Raw genomic sequence first — 15,752 nt, forward strand, 5'->3', positions numbered from 1 at the left:
AACCATGACTATTGAAGATAATATACAGTCGATAAAAGACCAGTTTAGCCAATTTGACGATTGGTTAGATAAATACAATTACCTGATTGAATTAGGGAAAGAGCTTCCTTTGATTGAAACTAAAAACAAAACCGAAGATTATTTGATAAAAGGTTGCCAATCGCGAGTTTGGCTTTATCCCGAAATAAAAGAAGGTAAACTTTACTTTACCGCAGATTCCGATGCTGTTATAACCAAAGGCTTGGCAGCATTAGTAATTTCGGTATTTTCGGGCAATCCGCCTGCCGAAATATTTAATGCTCCTACGGATTTTATTAACGAGATTGGTTTAACCGAGCATTTGTCGCCTACGCGTAGCAACGGATTAGTCTCAATGCTTAAGCAAATAAAATTATATGCTTTTGCGTTCCAATCGAAAATTTAACAAGAGTAAAAATGCAAAACGATACCGAAAAAAAAGATTTATACAATAAAATAGTATTAACTGTAAAAACCGTTTACGACCCCGAAATGCCTGTTGATATCTGGGAGTTGGGATTGATTTACAAAATTGAAATCAAAGACGATTTTACTGTTGATATAAAAATGACTTTAACTTCGCCAAATTGTCCCGTAGCTGAGAGTTTACCTGCTGAGGTTTACGAAAAAGTTAAAATGATTGACGGAGTAAAAGATGTAAATATTACATTGGTGTTCGAACCATCGTGGAATCAAGATATGATAAGCGATGAAGGACTTTTGGAGTTGGGTTTGCTTTAGACTAACCCTACAAATTAAATCACCACTATTTTTTTAACAACAAATTGGTTGTTTTTTAGCGTAACCCGCACAAACAGAACACCTTTTGCTTTAATATTGTCAATTGTGGCAAAGTCTCCATTAATATCAGTTTTTGAGCATATTTGTTTACCATTCATATCAAAAACATCAACTCTTTTAATGTCCGCACTTGTGTTTATTCTGATATGACCGGTGCTTGGGTTAGGCGAAATATCAATTTTATTTACCGTTTGTTCCGACAACCCCATATAGTCCATCGTAGAGGGTTCAAAGATGTAATATGGCTTATTGAAAATATCGTAATGCACTCTTATATATCCTGTAGTTACAACCGAGTCGAATAAATGATAAAATTTGCCACCAACAGGAATACTATCGTATCCTTCTCCTATAAAACCAAACCAATAATCATTAATGGTCAAAACATAATAGGTTTCGTCAGCCAACAACTGCCACACCATTCCTGGTAGAACAGGATACGTAGTACCGGGATTACCCGAAGGAACTATCACTCCTTCTAAGGTAACATTTTCGGGAGGTGGTGCAAGTTTTTCTATACTTGTTAATTCTATTTCGTAGTAATCTTCGGATTGGCAATCTTGCTTAACGCTTATTGTACCAATAGCTTTAACACTGTCGTTAATTAAGTAGGTAGTGCCAAAATATTCCAAACCGGCATGTTCGCCATTAATAGTAGTTATATAGTTTATGTTATTGTAACGTACGGCATAAACCAGATTGTGAAGTGTAGGTATGCTTTCAGGTGGACATGGTCGTGTAGTTATTTTGCCGTATATAGTGTCGTAATTTTGCGAATGTAAGCCACCAGTAAAAAACAAAACTACAAACACTAGCAGTATTAATTGTTTTTTGTTATTGTAAATCATAATGTTTAATTTTTAAGGTTATTAATTCTATTATTGTAAATACAATTTGTTAGAACAATGAAACTGAATGACTTCAAAATTAAAAAATATTTACAAATAATTATTAAAAAAATCCCCCCCCATAAATTAACAAAAATTAACAAAAAATGCTGTGCTTTTACGCAGGTTAGTTATCAACATAGTATCAAGATATGATAAGCGATGAATGACCTTTGGAGTTAGATTTGCTTTAAAAACAGTTTTTTCTTCTTTGCAAAGCCCACTAATTATTTATCAGGCTCTCAATCCCTTATAAAATAAGGGGAAAATAAAAAATATGCAAAAAAGCTTGACTTCGGCTTCAAATTGTATTACCTTTGCACACTTCTTTTAAAAAATAAAAAACTAATATATGAAACTTTCGCAATTTCGTTACCATTTACCAACAGAACTTATAGCAAAATATCCTACAACCCACCGCGACGACTCAAGACTTATGGTCGTTGATAGAGCAACCAAAACCATAGAACACAAGTTGTTCAAAGACATTATAAACTACTTCGACGAAGGAGATTGCTTGATAATGAACAATACCAAAGTGTTTCCGGCGTTGCTTGTAGGCGAAAAGGAAAAAACTGGAGCTCAAATTACTGTGTTTTTACTTCGTGAGTTGAAAAGAGAAAGCCGTTTGTGGGACGTACTCGTCGATCCTGCTCGCAAAATCAGAATAGGAAATAAATTGTTTTTTGGCGAAAACGATGTGCTGATGGCTGAGGTAATTGATAATACTACATCCAGAGGCAGAATCCTACGTTTTTTATTTGATGGAACCGACGAGGAATTTAAAAGCTTGATAGACAGCTTGGGCAGAACACCTTTGCCAATCGAGTTGCAAAGACTCAGAGACATTGAAGATGAAGATAAAGAACGCTACCAAACACTGATTGCAAAACACGAAGGAGCTGTTGCTGCTCCATACGCCGGACTGCATTTTAGTCGTGAATTATTAAAACGTTTTGAGATAAAAGGTGTTGATGTTGCCGAAATTACTCTTCATTCGGGCTTAGGAAATTTCCGACCAATTGATGTTGAAGATTTGACAAAGTTTAAAATGGACTCGGAAGAGCTGATTATTGAACAAGACACTTGCGATACCGTAAACAAGGCAATTGAAAACGGTAAAAAGGTTTGTGTTGTTGGCGTTACATCACTAAAAGCTGTAGAATCATCGCATACGATAGACGGCTTTTTGAAACCCGGACATCAGTGGACGAATAAATTTATATTTCCACCTTACGATATTACCGTACCTACAACAATGGTAACTAACTTCCATTTGCCACAATCAATAATGATGATGACTACCAGTGCTTTTGCGGGCTATAATTTACTAATGACTGCATACAAAGAAGCCGTTCAGCAGAAATACAGATTTTTTGCCTACGGCGATGCAATGCTTATTTTGTAATATCTAATGGAATTATATACCGCAATTGTATTAGCTTCGGGCGATGGCACAAGGTTTGGCGATAAACCCAAGCAGTTTGCAATGTTTATAGATAAACCATTGTTGCTGCATTCTATCGATGTGTTTTTGTCAGATGAAAATTGCGATAAAGTAGTTTTAGCCTTATCGGAAAAATTATTACCCCTTTGGAAAGAAATAGTAGCTAAAAATCCTGAATATTCCGCAGTAAATGTAACAATAGGCGGCGACACCCGATTTATGTCGGTAAAAAACTCCATAGCTCTTGATATTAACACCGAGTACATTGCAGTGCACGATGCGGCTCGTCCTATAATCACAAAACCATGGCTTAAAGATATTTTTTCGCATGCAGTAAAAAACAAATCGGCTGTGCCGGTTGTTGATTTGGTTTATTCGATTAGAGCCGTAAAAAACAATACTTCGGAAGCTGTAAACAGAAGCGATTACAAAATAGTACAAACTCCGCAGTTTTTTCAGACAAGTATTTTAAAAAAGGCTTACCAACAACCATATACCGAAAAGTTCACCGACGATGCATCGGTAGTTGAAAATGCAGGATATTCGGTATCGCTTTGCGAAGGACTGAATAGGAATATAAAAATTACGTATCCGTATGATATTGAAGTTGCTAAAGCAATTAGTGAGTGGTGAGTGGTGAGTGGTGAGTGGTGCGACATTTTCGGTCATTGAGTGCCGATGTTGAGCGAAGCGAAATATCGGTGTATCGAAATGCCGAAAATGGAGAGTAAGATGAGGTTGCGGGTTACGAGTTACGGGTTTCGAGTATCCGCGAATTTGTTATCTTATTCAATATTTCTATAACACATACTTTGTAAAAGATTAGGCAATGTTGTTTAAAAAAGCAGCATTAATTCATCATAAACAGAGAGTTGAAAAACAGAATACTTTATTCATTAGTGAAATAAAATATAAAAACTTTTCTATAATAAAATGCATATTTGTTATTTATGGTGTGCTTTTTGTGCAAAAAAAGTTAAGTGAATTATATATTAACAAAAAAATAGAATAGGTATGAAAAAATTGGTTTTATTAACAACGATTATTGCGTTACTTTTTACAGGTTGTAAAAAGGATAACGGCACGGAACAGCAAAATACTAAATGTGATTTTGTAGGTTTTATGTATTATTATGGTGAGCAATATGATTTAGGAGAAATGCAGAATGATTATATTTTGCTTGGTATTGACAGAAAATACAGCGACGAGCAAATTAGAAGTTTTATTTCAACTGTGAAGCAATTTGACCAGAACTACGAGTATATAATCTACGACCAACAGCATTTCGATGCCAAAGAAATTCCTATAAAGCTTAGGACTGCTCAAACTTGCGAACAAATTACCCAACTAATTTCCTACTTGAAACGAAACCCGATAATATTGTATGCTCATTATACTATGAAGACAGACGATTGTACAAACATGATTTTTGAGAAGATGGGAGATTTATGTGTAAATAGCTACACAAACAATTTTTATGTTTCAGTGTTTGACGAAAACGATTTAACTGCTTTAAACCAAACAATTGAAGAAACAAATACTGAATTGGTAAGACAAAATGGTTCTAGACTTACCCTGTTTACTGTAAGAGCTACCAAAAACTCTAAAGGAGATGCTTTAAAAATGGCAAACTATTTTCAAGAAACAGGTCTATTTGAATATGCCTACCCTCAAAGTGTCAAATATCCTGTTGAATTTGAAATAGAAAAATAAGTGCTAAAAATCTTGCCAAAATACTTTTATGAAATTTTTGCAAGCCGATATTATTTTCCCTGTCTCGTCGGAACCAATTACCAATAGCGTTTTGGTAATTGATGATAGGAACGTTGTTGTAGATATTGTTAGTGCCGACAAAATCGGTTTGCGTGATGATGTAATTTATTACAAAGGGGCGCTTTGTCCGGGTTTTGTTAATACGCATTGTCATTCGGAACTAAGTTGGGCTAAGGGTTTAATTCCTGCCAAAACCGGATTGGATTCTTTTATTAAAAATTTGGAAAAGGCTAAGACTGAAATTAGTAACAGTACGAAAATTGAAAAAATATCGTCGGAATTAGATTTGGCATACAAAAGCGGAACCGTTGCTATGATTGATATTTGCAATACCGACATAAGCATTTCTCCAAAATTAAAAAGTAATATTTTGTTTTACAATCTTATTGAGTTGTACGGTTCTGAAAGTGAGCATGCTGATAAAATTTTCGCCGAAGGACTTAGTTTGAAAAACAAATTCCAATCGAACCAATTAATTTCTGAAATTACCGCTCACGCACCTTATTCGGTGTCGTTGGAGTTGATGCAAAAAATTAGCGATAACAATAAATCTCTGCAAAGTATTCATCTGTTGGAAAACGACGACGAAAACGAACTTTTTATAAAAGGAACGGGAACAATCGTAGAAAGGCGAAAGTATTTCAATCCGAATTACGCAGGTTGCGATGCTACCGGAAAACGTTCTTTACAAAGCGTATCCGGCAATATGAGCAGAGATGTAAGCACATTGTTTGTCCACAATACTGTGGCTTTGGAAGAAGATATTGACTTTGCACTTCAAAATTTCAGCGATTTGTATTGGGCGTTTTGTCCGAATTCAAATTTGCACATAGAAAATAAGCTTCCCAACGTTCCATTATTCGTCGACAAAAATACCAAAAACACTATTGGTACCGATAGTTTGGCTTCTAATACGGAACTAAATATGCTATCGGAAATTATGACCTTTATGAATAATTTTCCGCAGTTGAAATTTAATCAACTATTACGTTGGGCAACCTTAAACGGAGCGGAGTTGATAAAATTTGACAAGATGTTAGGTAGTATCGAAGTTGGGAAAGCTCCCGGAATTGTAAATATTCCGAATTTTGATGTTGAAAAAGGAGTTCCGACGAACAGCAAGTGCAGTTTGGTATGTGCCGCTAATAGCTATTTGTAATTTAATTAGTCGCCTATAGATAGCTGAATATCGGAAATTTCCACTTTGCCACCTTCGGAAAAAATAATTATCCAATTATTGTCTTCGCGTTGCCATTTGGTCTGGGCGCTAACTCCGATAAGGTATTCGCTATATTCGCCCGGTTTAATATCTCTAATAACAAAACCGCCGTTTTTAATGCCGTCTTTACCGTAATTTATAAAAATGTTTGGGTTGCTGTTATCGGCTGCCTTTGCCTTAATTATGAGATAGTTGTTTTTGCGAAGTCGGAATTCTACAACATTGAAATCAAATTTATGTTCATCTCCAACATTAACAACAATATTCTGATTAGCAATGTTAATAATTGCGTGGTCGGCTAAGTATTTTCTAATCTTTGCAATTTGATTTTGCGGATACTTGTCGGTAGGTACAATCAATATTGCACTTTCGTAAGCTTCTATTGCTTGGTCGTAAATTTTGTTTTTGTACAAATTGTCGGCTTTGGCAATGGCTGCGTTAAACTCTTCCGAACGTTGAGCTTTAATTTTTTCTAACAATGTATTTATTTTCGAAATTTGCTGATTAGGATAGCTTTCCGATGGCTTGACTTCCAAAGCTTTATTATAATAGTTTATGGCTTCGTCATAATCTTCTATCTGCATAAGCCCGTCGGCTGTGCTGATGAGTGCATTGTACTTATTGTTAATTTCGTCGATGATAGCCTGTTTTTTAGCTTTTATGTCGTTTATTTGTTTTTTCGGATATTCTTCTTTTGGTTTAAGTTCGGAGGCTGACTCGTATTTTTCAATAGCTAGGTCGTAGTCTTTGTTTTCAAAAGCCAAATCGCCGGCTTCTATAAACAAATTGTAATTTTTATCAATATCGGCGATGATGGTATTGATTTCTTCGATTCTATCGCTTGCAAACTTATCTTTAGGCTTGTATTCTAATGCTTTGTTGTATGCAGCAATAGCTTGCGAGTACTGCTTTTGTTCAAACAAAGAGTTAGCTTCCGAAATATTCTGATTGTAAGCCTTGTTTTTAGCTTCAATATCGCTTAATATTTTTTCGGTTTCAGAAATTCTACCAATAACATATTCATCGTTGCTGTTAAGTTTGTTCAGGTTTTTGTAGCCGGTTAGAGCTTCGCTATACATTTTGTTTTCAAAATTTTTATCAGCTTCGGATAGAATGCTGTTATATTCTTTCTCTCTATTTTCTATATCCTTAATAATTTGGTTTATTTCGGCAATTTTACTATTAGGGTAAGTTTCGTCAGGCTTGATAGTTAGCGCTCTGTAGTAGGGTTCTAATGCTTCGTGATATTTTTCATTGTTGAAAAAATTGTCAGCCAAACTGATAGCTTCGTTGTACAGTCTGTCGTTTTCTGCGTTTTTATTAATAATTGCTTGTAGTGTCGAGATTTTTTCTTTTGGATAAGTTTCGTCGGGCTTTATCTTCAAAGCTTCTTTGTACGAACTAATAGCATCTTCAAGTTTGTTGCTTTCGGCAAAACCATCAGCGCTGGCAATTAATGAGTTGTATCGCTGAATGGCATCTTTTTGTTCGGTTATTAGTTTTTCGGCTTCAGCAATTTGTTGTTTAGGATAGGTTTCGCCTTGCTTAATTGCCAATGCGTCTTTATATGCTACAATACTGTTTTCGTACAATTTTTTATTAAACAGCGAGTCGGCTTTATCTATGGCTGCAATGTATTTTAATTCCGTTTCCGCTTTTTGAGCCATAAAATCTTTTATTTCGGCTATGCGCTGAGCATGTAGTTTTTCCGAAGGTTTTATTTTGATGGCAGTAGAATATTCGGCTAAGGCTTCTTCCCATTTTTGTTTTAAGTAAAAATCGTCGGCTTTTTCAATAATTCTATTGTAATTTTCTTCAATATGTCTAGCTTCGGCAAATATTTCTTCTATTTCCGAAATTTTAATTTTAGGATATTTTTCATCGGGTTTGATTTCAGATGCTGATTTATAGCTTGTAATAGCGTTTTGATAATCTTTCAAATCAAAGAATTTGTCGGCACTTGCGATAAAAGAAAAATATTTTTCATCAATACTTTTCTGTTCTGCTACCGCCTGATTAGCTTTTTCCAACATCTCTTTCGGGTATACGGCATCAGGGTTAAGGTAAATGGCTTCTTTGTAAAGTAGGGCAGAGGCTTCAAAAAGTTTATTCACGTACAAACTATCGGCATCTTTAATTGCCTTATCGTAGTTGGCTTGTATGTTTATCCTTTTGTTGATAATGTCTTCGGTTTCGGATAATTTTTGTAAAACTTCGGCATTATCGGGAAACATCTTCAACACAGCTTTATATTTATATAGAGCCAGTTCAAATTCGTTTTTTTCAAAAAGTCTGTCGCCTGCAGCCATCAAATCGTTTACTCTAACTTCATTATCTTCAACTTCATTTAGCTTAAAAATTGCATCTTCAATTATTGATTTTACGTTTCTATCGCCTGGTCTAACAATGTACGCCTTTTCGTATTCGGCAATTGCCAACTTGTATTTTTTTTCTTTCATAAGCTGGTCGCCGGAGTTAATAGCGTTCAAATAATATTGTTTATGGATTGGATTGGTATAAACTCTACCAATAGATGTAAGCCTGTCTTTTATAAACTGAGATTCGTGATTTAGTGAAAGAGCTTGTAAAAACAGAGTTTGAGCCTGTTCGTAATAGCCGTCTAAGTAATATTCTTCTCCTTTTATTACAATGTTTTCAAATATGCTGTTTTTAATGTTAGGATCCTTTTCAAAAATTTCATCAACTTTGTATTTCATTTTTATTGCTTCAATAGACTCCTGATCCATTTTCAAAGCAGTTTCAAAACAATAATTTGCTTTTGCGTAATCCTTATCATTAAATGCTGCATTGCCTTGTTGCATCAGTGTATGAAAATCAAAAGATGAATTTTCTTGTGCTAAGACAAAAGTGTTTATTAATAGCGTTGCTGTCAGTAGGCAGAATCGTTTTAAAAACTTCATTTGTAAATATTTTTGTGCAAAAATTTTAGTTTAAGTTGTTATAAATTACATGTATAACGTAAAAAAGTTAATATTATTTGCAAATTTTATACCAATCGACAAATTATCAATAAGATTTACCGTAAAATAATACAATAAATGTCGCAAATCCATAACTAATTAAGGGTTTTGAGCTAATAATCGATTAAACAAAAACTCCGTCTTTCATTACAAGAGTTCTGGAACTGATATTGCTTAAATCTTTGTTATGAGTTACTATTAAAAAGGTTTGTTTTAGCTCATCTCTGAGGTTCAAAAACAGGTTGTGCAATTCTAAAGCATTTTTTGAGTCCAAGTTTCCCGAAGGTTCGTCAGCCATAATAATTGCAGGCTTGTTAACTAGAGCTCTGGCAACTGCGACACGCTGCTGTTCGCCACCCGAAAGTTCCGAAGGCTTGTGCTCGCTTCTATCCGACAGGTTTAGCATGTTTAATAAATCGCGTGCTTGGTTTTTGGCTTCTTTTAAGGATAATCCCTTTATAAGAGCAGGCATTGCAACGTTTTCAAGTGCGGTAAATTCGGGTAATAGGTGATGAAACTGAAAAACGAAACCTATCTTGGCGTTTCTAAATTCCGATAGCTTGTTGCCACTAAGTTTGTGGACTTCAACACCATCGACAAAAACTTCTCCTTTAGTAGGCTTGTCCAACGAACTAAGTATTTGCAACAGAGTCGTTTTGCCGGCTCCCGAAGCTCCCATAATAGTAACTATTTCTCCTGCTTGAATTTCAATATCAATGCCTTTCAGGACTTCTAAAGAGCCGTATTGCTTGTATATGCCTTTACCTTTTATCATATGTTTTTTTACAAAAGTATGCAATTATTTACAAATCGTTATTAATGAGTTTGCGTTGATAATATTTTTTTGATAGTGTTTTTATAATTAAATTTATTATAGATTTGCAAAAAATATATCTTGTTGTGGTGTTAGAATAGATATAAATTTAAAAAAATACTTAATGGCTATTTTAAACAAACAACAGTGGTAAGTACAATTGTTATATTGAAATACGTATAGTTGTTGGCATTATTAATCATTTTAAAAATATAAATCGCAAATGAATTTACACGAATATCAGGCAAAAGAAATATTAGCATCCTATAATGTTGATATTCCTATAGGAATAGTAGCTCACAACGTTAGCGAAGCCATTGAAGCTGCAAAGCAAATAAAAAAAGAAACCAACTCCGATTTTTGCGTTATAAAAGCGCAAATACATGCCGGCGGACGCGGAAAAGGCGGCGGCGTTAAACTTGCAAAATCTTTGAAAGATGTTGAAGAAATAGCATCGCAAATACTTGGTATGACTTTAGTTACACCACAAACTGGACCCAAAGGCAAACTTGTAAGAAAAGTTTTGGTGCAGCAAGATGTTTACTACCCGGGTAACTCGCCAACTCAAGAGTTTTACGTTAGTTTGCTTTTAAACAGAGCCGAAAATAAAATAATGATCATGTATTCGCCCGACGGAGGTATGGATATTGAAGCCGTTGCCGAAAAAACTCCCGAGCGTATATTTATTGAACTAATTGAGCCAAGTATAGGTTTGCAAACGCATCAATGTAGGAAGGTGGCTTTTAACTTGGGGTTGAGCGGATTGGCTTTCAAAAACATGGTAAAGTTTGTTCAAAACTTGTACAATGCCTACATTGGAGCCGATTTTTCGCTGTTGGAGATAAATCCTGTGCTTAAAACCAGCGACGACAAAATTTTAGCAGTTGATAGTAAGGTTAAAATAGATGATAACGCTATGTATAGGCATCCGGATTTTGTTGAGCTCAGAGATATACACGAAGAAGATCCTGCCGAAGTTGAAGCCGGAAAACACGACCTTAACTACGTTAAATTAGATGGCAACGTTGGCTGTATGGTAAATGGAGCCGGACTTGCAATGGCAACAATGGATATAATAAAACTTAGCGGTGGTGAACCTGCTAACTTTTTAGACGTTGGAGGCTCGGCAAATGCCGAAAGAGTTGAGCAAGCGTTCAGAATTATTTTGAACGACAAGTCGGTGAAGGCTATTTTGGTTAATATTTTTGGAGGGATTGTCCGTTGCGACAGAGTTGCACAGGGTATTGTAGATGCGTACAAAAACATAGGAAATATTGAAGTTCCAATTATTGTGCGTTTGCAAGGAACCAACGCAACTGAAGGCAAGGAAATGATTAAAAATTCGGGGCTCAACGTACTGCCGGCTATAGAATTGCAAGAGGCAGCCGATTTAATTAATCAGGTGCTGAAGTAGGGAAATATCTCAAAAAAATCAAATTTTCTTACAATTTTTTATTTCATAATTAACAAAAAATTACTTTTGCAAAATTATGAACATATCGGTAGAATTATTTTTATTAGTTGTTTCGATTCTCGTCTTTGTCAGCTTAGTGGTTGGAAAGATGGGAAGCCGATTTGGTGTACCTACGCTGTTGCTTTTTTTACTCATTGGTATACTGTTTGGCTCTGATGGGTTAGGTATTCAATTTCATTCGCCAAAGATAGCCCAAGCTATAGGCGTAGTTGCTCTGAATATTATTCTATTCTCCGGTGGATTAGATACTCGAATGTCTGAGATAAAGCCTGTTGCCGTACAGGGCTTTATACTTGCCACTGTGGGAGTTTTGCTTACGGCAGTTATTACAGGAGTTTTTATATATTGGTTAACCAACAACTATTTTAGTGCCGTAACATTTACGCTTCTTGAATCTCTGTTGCTTGCCAGTGTTATGTCATCTACCGACTCAGCTTCCGTATTCTCTATCCTGCGTTCAAAAAACCTTTCGCTAAAAGAAAATCTGCGCCCTTTGTTAGAGTTTGAGAGTGGAAGTAACGACCCAATGGCGTACATACTTACAATTGTATTCGTTCAACTTATTCAGTCGCCCGAAATAGATACTTTGAAAGCAATAATAATGTTTTTCCAACAGTTAATTTTAGGCGGATTAGCAGGTTATTTGTTAGGGAAAATGCTATTTGTTCGCATTATTAATAAAATTGAATTAGAAAATGATGCTCTGTACTCTGTACTGCTTATTACGCTCATGTTCTTTTTGTTCGGAATTACAACATTTATCGGAGGTAACGGATATTTGGCAGTTTATATAGGAGGTCTGTTTATTGGTAATAGTAAATTTGTGCACAGACGTAGTACGCTTAAGTTTTTCGATGGAATGACTTGGTTGGTGCAAATTCTGATGTTCCTTTCATTAGGTTTGCTCGTTAATCCTTCGGAGTTGTTGCTGATAGCGAATGTGGGAATTCCTATAGGATTGTTTATGATTTTTGTTTCGCGTCCTATCACCGTTCACGCTTGCTTATTGCCATTCAGAAAAATGACTCTAAGAGCGAAGCACTACGTTTCGTGGGTTGGTTTACGCGGCGCTGTACCAATTATTTTTGCCACATATCCTTGGGTAGCAGAACTTGAACATGCTAAAACGATTTTCAACATTGTGTTTTTTATAACTATCATATCGCTTTTGGTACAGGGAACCACAGTTGGCGCTATGGCAAAATGGCTAAAGCTATCGGAAGTGGCACCTAAAAAAAGGAAGTTAAAAAAGTTTGATGTAGAGATTGCAGACGAAATAAAATCTTTTATGAGCGAAATATCTATAAAGGAGGAGTACTTAGCCAACGGCTCGCAATTAAAGGACATAAAAATACCGGACAATACGCTAGTTATAATGGTAAAACGTGATGAGCATTTTTTTGTCCCACGTGGTAACACAGAGCTAAAGGTTGGAGATGAAATTTTGGTTATTACTGACGACGAGGAAGCTTTGGAAACAACCTACGAGTTCATTAAAGGCGAAAACTTTTTTGAAGAGATATAGAAAAAAACAAGTTTGGAATAGAACAAAAAAACAATTTTTCTTTACTTTTGCAAACTCAAAAAATGACTTCGTAGCTCAGCTGGTAGAGCAATTGACTCTTAATCAATGGGTCGAGGGTTCGAATCCCTCCGAGGTCACTTGATATACAAAGGCTTGCATTGTTACAATTGCAGGTCTTTTTTTTTGCTGAAATAGAATATAAACGTAGCAATTAAAAAAGCACCTACCGATAATTCGACAGGTGCTTTTTATTGTGGTGGGAGCAACAGGAGTTGAACCTGTGACCCCCTGCTTGTAAGGCAGGTGCTCTAAACCAACTGAGCTATGCTCCCAAAAACAGAGTGCAAAGATAATATTTTTTTAATATACAGACCAAAAATCAGAAAAAAAATAAAAAATTTTCATATCAATCTGTTTATTACGGTAATTACTTAAATTTGCAGTCGTTACTTTTCTGTTTTATGAAGATGAAGAAATCTTTTGTCCTGCTTTTTATAATATCGTTGCTATTTGTTTCGTGTACAAGTACTAAAAATGCGTCACAAAAGAGAGAGTATTTATTGATAAAAAATTCAATCAAAGTCGATAAATCGTATGTTAAATCCGGCGACTTATCCGGACTTACCACACAAAAACCTATCAAAGGCATTACATCTTCATTTTTCAGACCCGGAATTTGGTTTTACAAAAAAAGTATGCAAGGCAAAGAAAACGGTTTTAAAAGGTTTCAACGCAAAGCCTTTGGAAAAGAGCCAGTGTACATGGATTCGGCTCATATTTCGCAAACCATAGATAACTTTAATGCATACCTGAAAAATAAAGGCTTTTATCACGCTTCTGTAGATTATTCGGTTAAGTTGTCAAGAAAAACCGCTAAGGTGTATTACAACGTTTTGTGTGGCTCGCCATGCATTGTAGATACTATCAACTATGCTATTCCCGATACGAATATTATTAATCTCATTAAAGAGCAAGGAACATCGTCCAAACTTAAGCCTAAGATGATTTTCGACACCTATCTTTTGAACGAAGAAAGAACATATATGTCGGATATACTCAGAGATAACGGCTATTATTCGGTTTCGCCAAACGAAATTTACTATGTAGTAGATATGTCGGACGATAAAAGCGTAGCAGATGTTGAAGTCAGGATGAAAAAGTGGAAGCGAAAGAGTGACACAAGCGATGTTGTGCAAGAACTTTCACATCCTAAATTTTACATAAATAAAATAGATATTATTACTAATGCCAAACCTGAAGTAGGTTTTCAGCAGTACGATTCGCTTACGGTTCATTATAAACCCAGAAGAAAATCTCCCAATGTCAACACTGCTAACGTATTTTGGCAAGATAAGTTGCAGATACGACCATCGGTTTTGACCTCTATTTTACAAGTGCACGACAATCAGCTGTTTAGCCAGCAAAACGTAAATAATACTTACAAACGTTTTATAAAGTTGCCTATAATAAAAAGTGCAAGTATTACCATGCAAGAGTCGAAAAAGCACAGTCCCGACTCAAATTTCGTCGATTGTAGGATTAGATTGTTGCACAACAAGAATAAAATTTTCAATTTCGGTGTAGAAGGTACAAACTCGGCAGGTATGCTCGGTACCGGAATTAGAACAGGAATAGTGCACAAAAACATTTTCAGAGGAGCCGAAGTTTTTTCGTTCAATTTGAGAACCAATGCCGAAATTCAGCCATTAACAATGAGGGAAGATGCCGATAATCTATTCCTCATTTTCAACACTTTGGAAGCAAGTGGCGAAACTAGTTTGTCTTTCCCCAGCATATTATTGCCTCTAAAATTAACAAGCGGTTGGGGTATTCAAGAGGCAAGTTCATCGCTGAATTTTGGTATAGGATACATGTTGAGACCTCAATACTCAAGAAGTCTGATTTCACTTTCGTGGAACTACAATTGGCAGTTTCATCAAAATTTAAAACACACATTCACTCCTGTAGAACTTAGCTATATCAATGTGTTGAACATTAGAGAGGATTTTCAAAACTACCTCGATTCCTTATCCGACCCGCATTTCAAATCGGTTTTTACCAATCACTTGCTCACAACTATTAGGTATAACATGGTTTTGACCAACGATTTCGACTCAAAAAGTGCCCGGCAATATTCCGTACGTTTCAATATTGAAACATCGGGAAATGCTTTTTACTTGTACGATAAGTATATAACTAAACTTGCTACAGAAGACTATTATAGTCGTTTGGGCGTTAGGTATGCGCAATATTTCCGCACCGATGTCGATTACCGTTCATATTGGAATTACGCTCCTGACGCCAATGTAGCTTTCAGGTTTTTGGCAGGTATATCTATTCCTTACGGAAATTCTCAAGTTGTTCCGTTTGAAAAAAGTTTTTGGTTAGGCGGAGCTAATGACATGCGTGGCTGGAAGCTTCGTACGCTTGGACCTGGTAGTTATTCGAAAGAAGGGACTAATGTTTTCGATAAATCGGGTAACATCGTACTTCATAGTAGTATTGAGCAACGTTTTCCAATTTATAGCTTCTTGAACGGAGCTATATTTGCCGATGCCGGTAATATTTGGATGCTAAATAAAGTAGAAGATTTTGAAGGAGCCGAATTTAATTTCTCCGAATTTTACAAGCAGATAGCCTTGGATGTTGGTCTTGGCTTGAGGTTTAATTTCAACTTTTTTGTTTTCAGAGTCGATTGGGCTTTACCTCTATCGTATCCCGACGACAATTCGGCATTTATCAATGTCGATAAAATTAAATTACGCAACGGAAACTTTAATTTTGGGATAGGTTATCCGTTCTAAAAATATAAA

At 35.7% G+C, this 15,752-nt stretch carries 12 protein-coding genes and 2 tRNA genes; 10 read left to right on the forward strand and 4 right to left on the reverse strand.

Annotated elements, in window-relative coordinates:
* The first annotated feature begins 4 nt into the window (after positions 1-4).
* Both PHP31_00495 and PHP31_00500 read left to right on the forward strand, forming a co-directional pair.
* Positions 5-424 (forward strand): SufE family protein, encoded by a 420-nt coding sequence (locus PHP31_00495; GenBank protein ID MDD3737761.1) that lies wholly within the window; start codon positions 5-7, stop codon positions 422-424.
* Positions 425-435: 11 nt separating this feature from the next.
* Entirely contained in the window at positions 436-759 is a 324-nt protein-coding gene (locus PHP31_00500; protein MDD3737762.1) for an iron-sulfur cluster assembly protein, read from the forward strand.
* Positions 760-773: 14 nt separating this feature from the next.
* Here PHP31_00500 and PHP31_00505 read toward each other — a convergent pair whose 3' ends face one another.
* Positions 774-1,667 carry a T9SS sorting signal type C domain-containing protein gene (locus tag PHP31_00505; GenBank protein MDD3737763.1) on the reverse strand — a complete coding sequence of 298 codons (894 nt, stop codon included), beginning with the start codon at positions 1,665-1,667 and terminating at the stop codon, positions 774-776.
* A 391-nt stretch (positions 1,668-2,058) separates the two neighbouring features.
* Between PHP31_00505 and queA the strand changes: the two genes are divergently transcribed.
* The 4 genes from queA (at position 2,059) to PHP31_00525 (ending at position 6,085) form a co-directional block, all read left to right on the forward strand.
* Entirely contained in the window at positions 2,059-3,114 is a 1,056-nt protein-coding gene (gene queA, locus PHP31_00510; protein ID MDD3737764.1) for a tRNA preQ1(34) S-adenosylmethionine ribosyltransferase-isomerase QueA, read from the forward strand.
* A 6-nt stretch (positions 3,115-3,120) separates the two neighbouring features.
* On the forward strand, positions 3,121-3,786 hold the full coding sequence (locus PHP31_00515; GenBank protein ID MDD3737765.1) for a 2-C-methyl-D-erythritol 4-phosphate cytidylyltransferase: 666 nt from the start codon (positions 3,121-3,123) through the stop codon (positions 3,784-3,786).
* 381 nt (positions 3,787-4,167) lie between these two features.
* Positions 4,168-4,866, forward strand: coding sequence for a hypothetical protein (locus PHP31_00520; protein ID MDD3737766.1), 699 nt, complete (start codon positions 4,168-4,170; stop codon positions 4,864-4,866).
* 28 nt (positions 4,867-4,894) lie between these two features.
* The gene (locus PHP31_00525; protein MDD3737767.1) at positions 4,895-6,085 is read left to right on the forward strand and encodes an amidohydrolase family protein; all 1,191 of its coding nucleotides are present in this window, start codon (positions 4,895-4,897) and stop codon (positions 6,083-6,085) included.
* A 5-nt stretch (positions 6,086-6,090) separates the two neighbouring features.
* On the opposite strand, the gene PHP31_00530 is transcribed toward PHP31_00525, so the two are convergent.
* A complete protein-coding gene (locus PHP31_00530) occupies positions 6,091-9,066 on the reverse strand; it encodes a tetratricopeptide repeat protein (protein ID MDD3737768.1) in 2,976 nt (991 codons plus the stop codon).
* Between the two features lie 184 nt (positions 9,067-9,250).
* Positions 9,251-9,901, reverse strand: a complete 651-nt coding sequence (locus PHP31_00535; protein ID MDD3737769.1) for an ABC transporter ATP-binding protein — start codon at positions 9,899-9,901, stop codon at positions 9,251-9,253.
* Between the two features lie 262 nt (positions 9,902-10,163).
* Between PHP31_00535 and sucC the strand changes: the two genes are divergently transcribed.
* The 3 genes from sucC to PHP31_00550 all read left to right on the forward strand — a co-directional run bounded on the left by sucC (position 10,164) and on the right by PHP31_00550 (position 13,076).
* The gene (gene sucC, locus PHP31_00540) at positions 10,164-11,354 is read left to right on the forward strand and encodes an ADP-forming succinate--CoA ligase subunit beta (GenBank protein MDD3737770.1); all 1,191 of its coding nucleotides are present in this window, start codon (positions 10,164-10,166) and stop codon (positions 11,352-11,354) included.
* Positions 11,355-11,430: 76 nt separating this feature from the next.
* Positions 11,431-12,939, forward strand: coding sequence for a potassium/proton antiporter (locus tag PHP31_00545; GenBank protein MDD3737771.1), 1,509 nt, complete (start codon positions 11,431-11,433; stop codon positions 12,937-12,939).
* 64 nt (positions 12,940-13,003) lie between these two features.
* A tRNA-Lys gene (locus PHP31_00550) sits at positions 13,004-13,076 on the forward strand.
* A 117-nt stretch (positions 13,077-13,193) separates the two neighbouring features.
* On the opposite strand, the gene PHP31_00555 is transcribed toward PHP31_00550, so the two are convergent.
* Positions 13,194-13,271 (reverse strand) — tRNA-Val (locus PHP31_00555).
* Between the two features lie 129 nt (positions 13,272-13,400).
* Here PHP31_00555 and PHP31_00560 point away from each other — a divergent pair.
* The gene (locus PHP31_00560) at positions 13,401-15,743 is read left to right on the forward strand and encodes a BamA/TamA family outer membrane protein (protein MDD3737772.1); all 2,343 of its coding nucleotides are present in this window, start codon (positions 13,401-13,403) and stop codon (positions 15,741-15,743) included.
* Positions 15,744-15,752 lie beyond the last annotated feature (9 nt).

It is taken from the genome of Lentimicrobiaceae bacterium, from assembly GCA_028697555.1.
GTDB lineage: Bacteria > Bacteroidota > Bacteroidia > Bacteroidales > UBA4417 > UBA4417.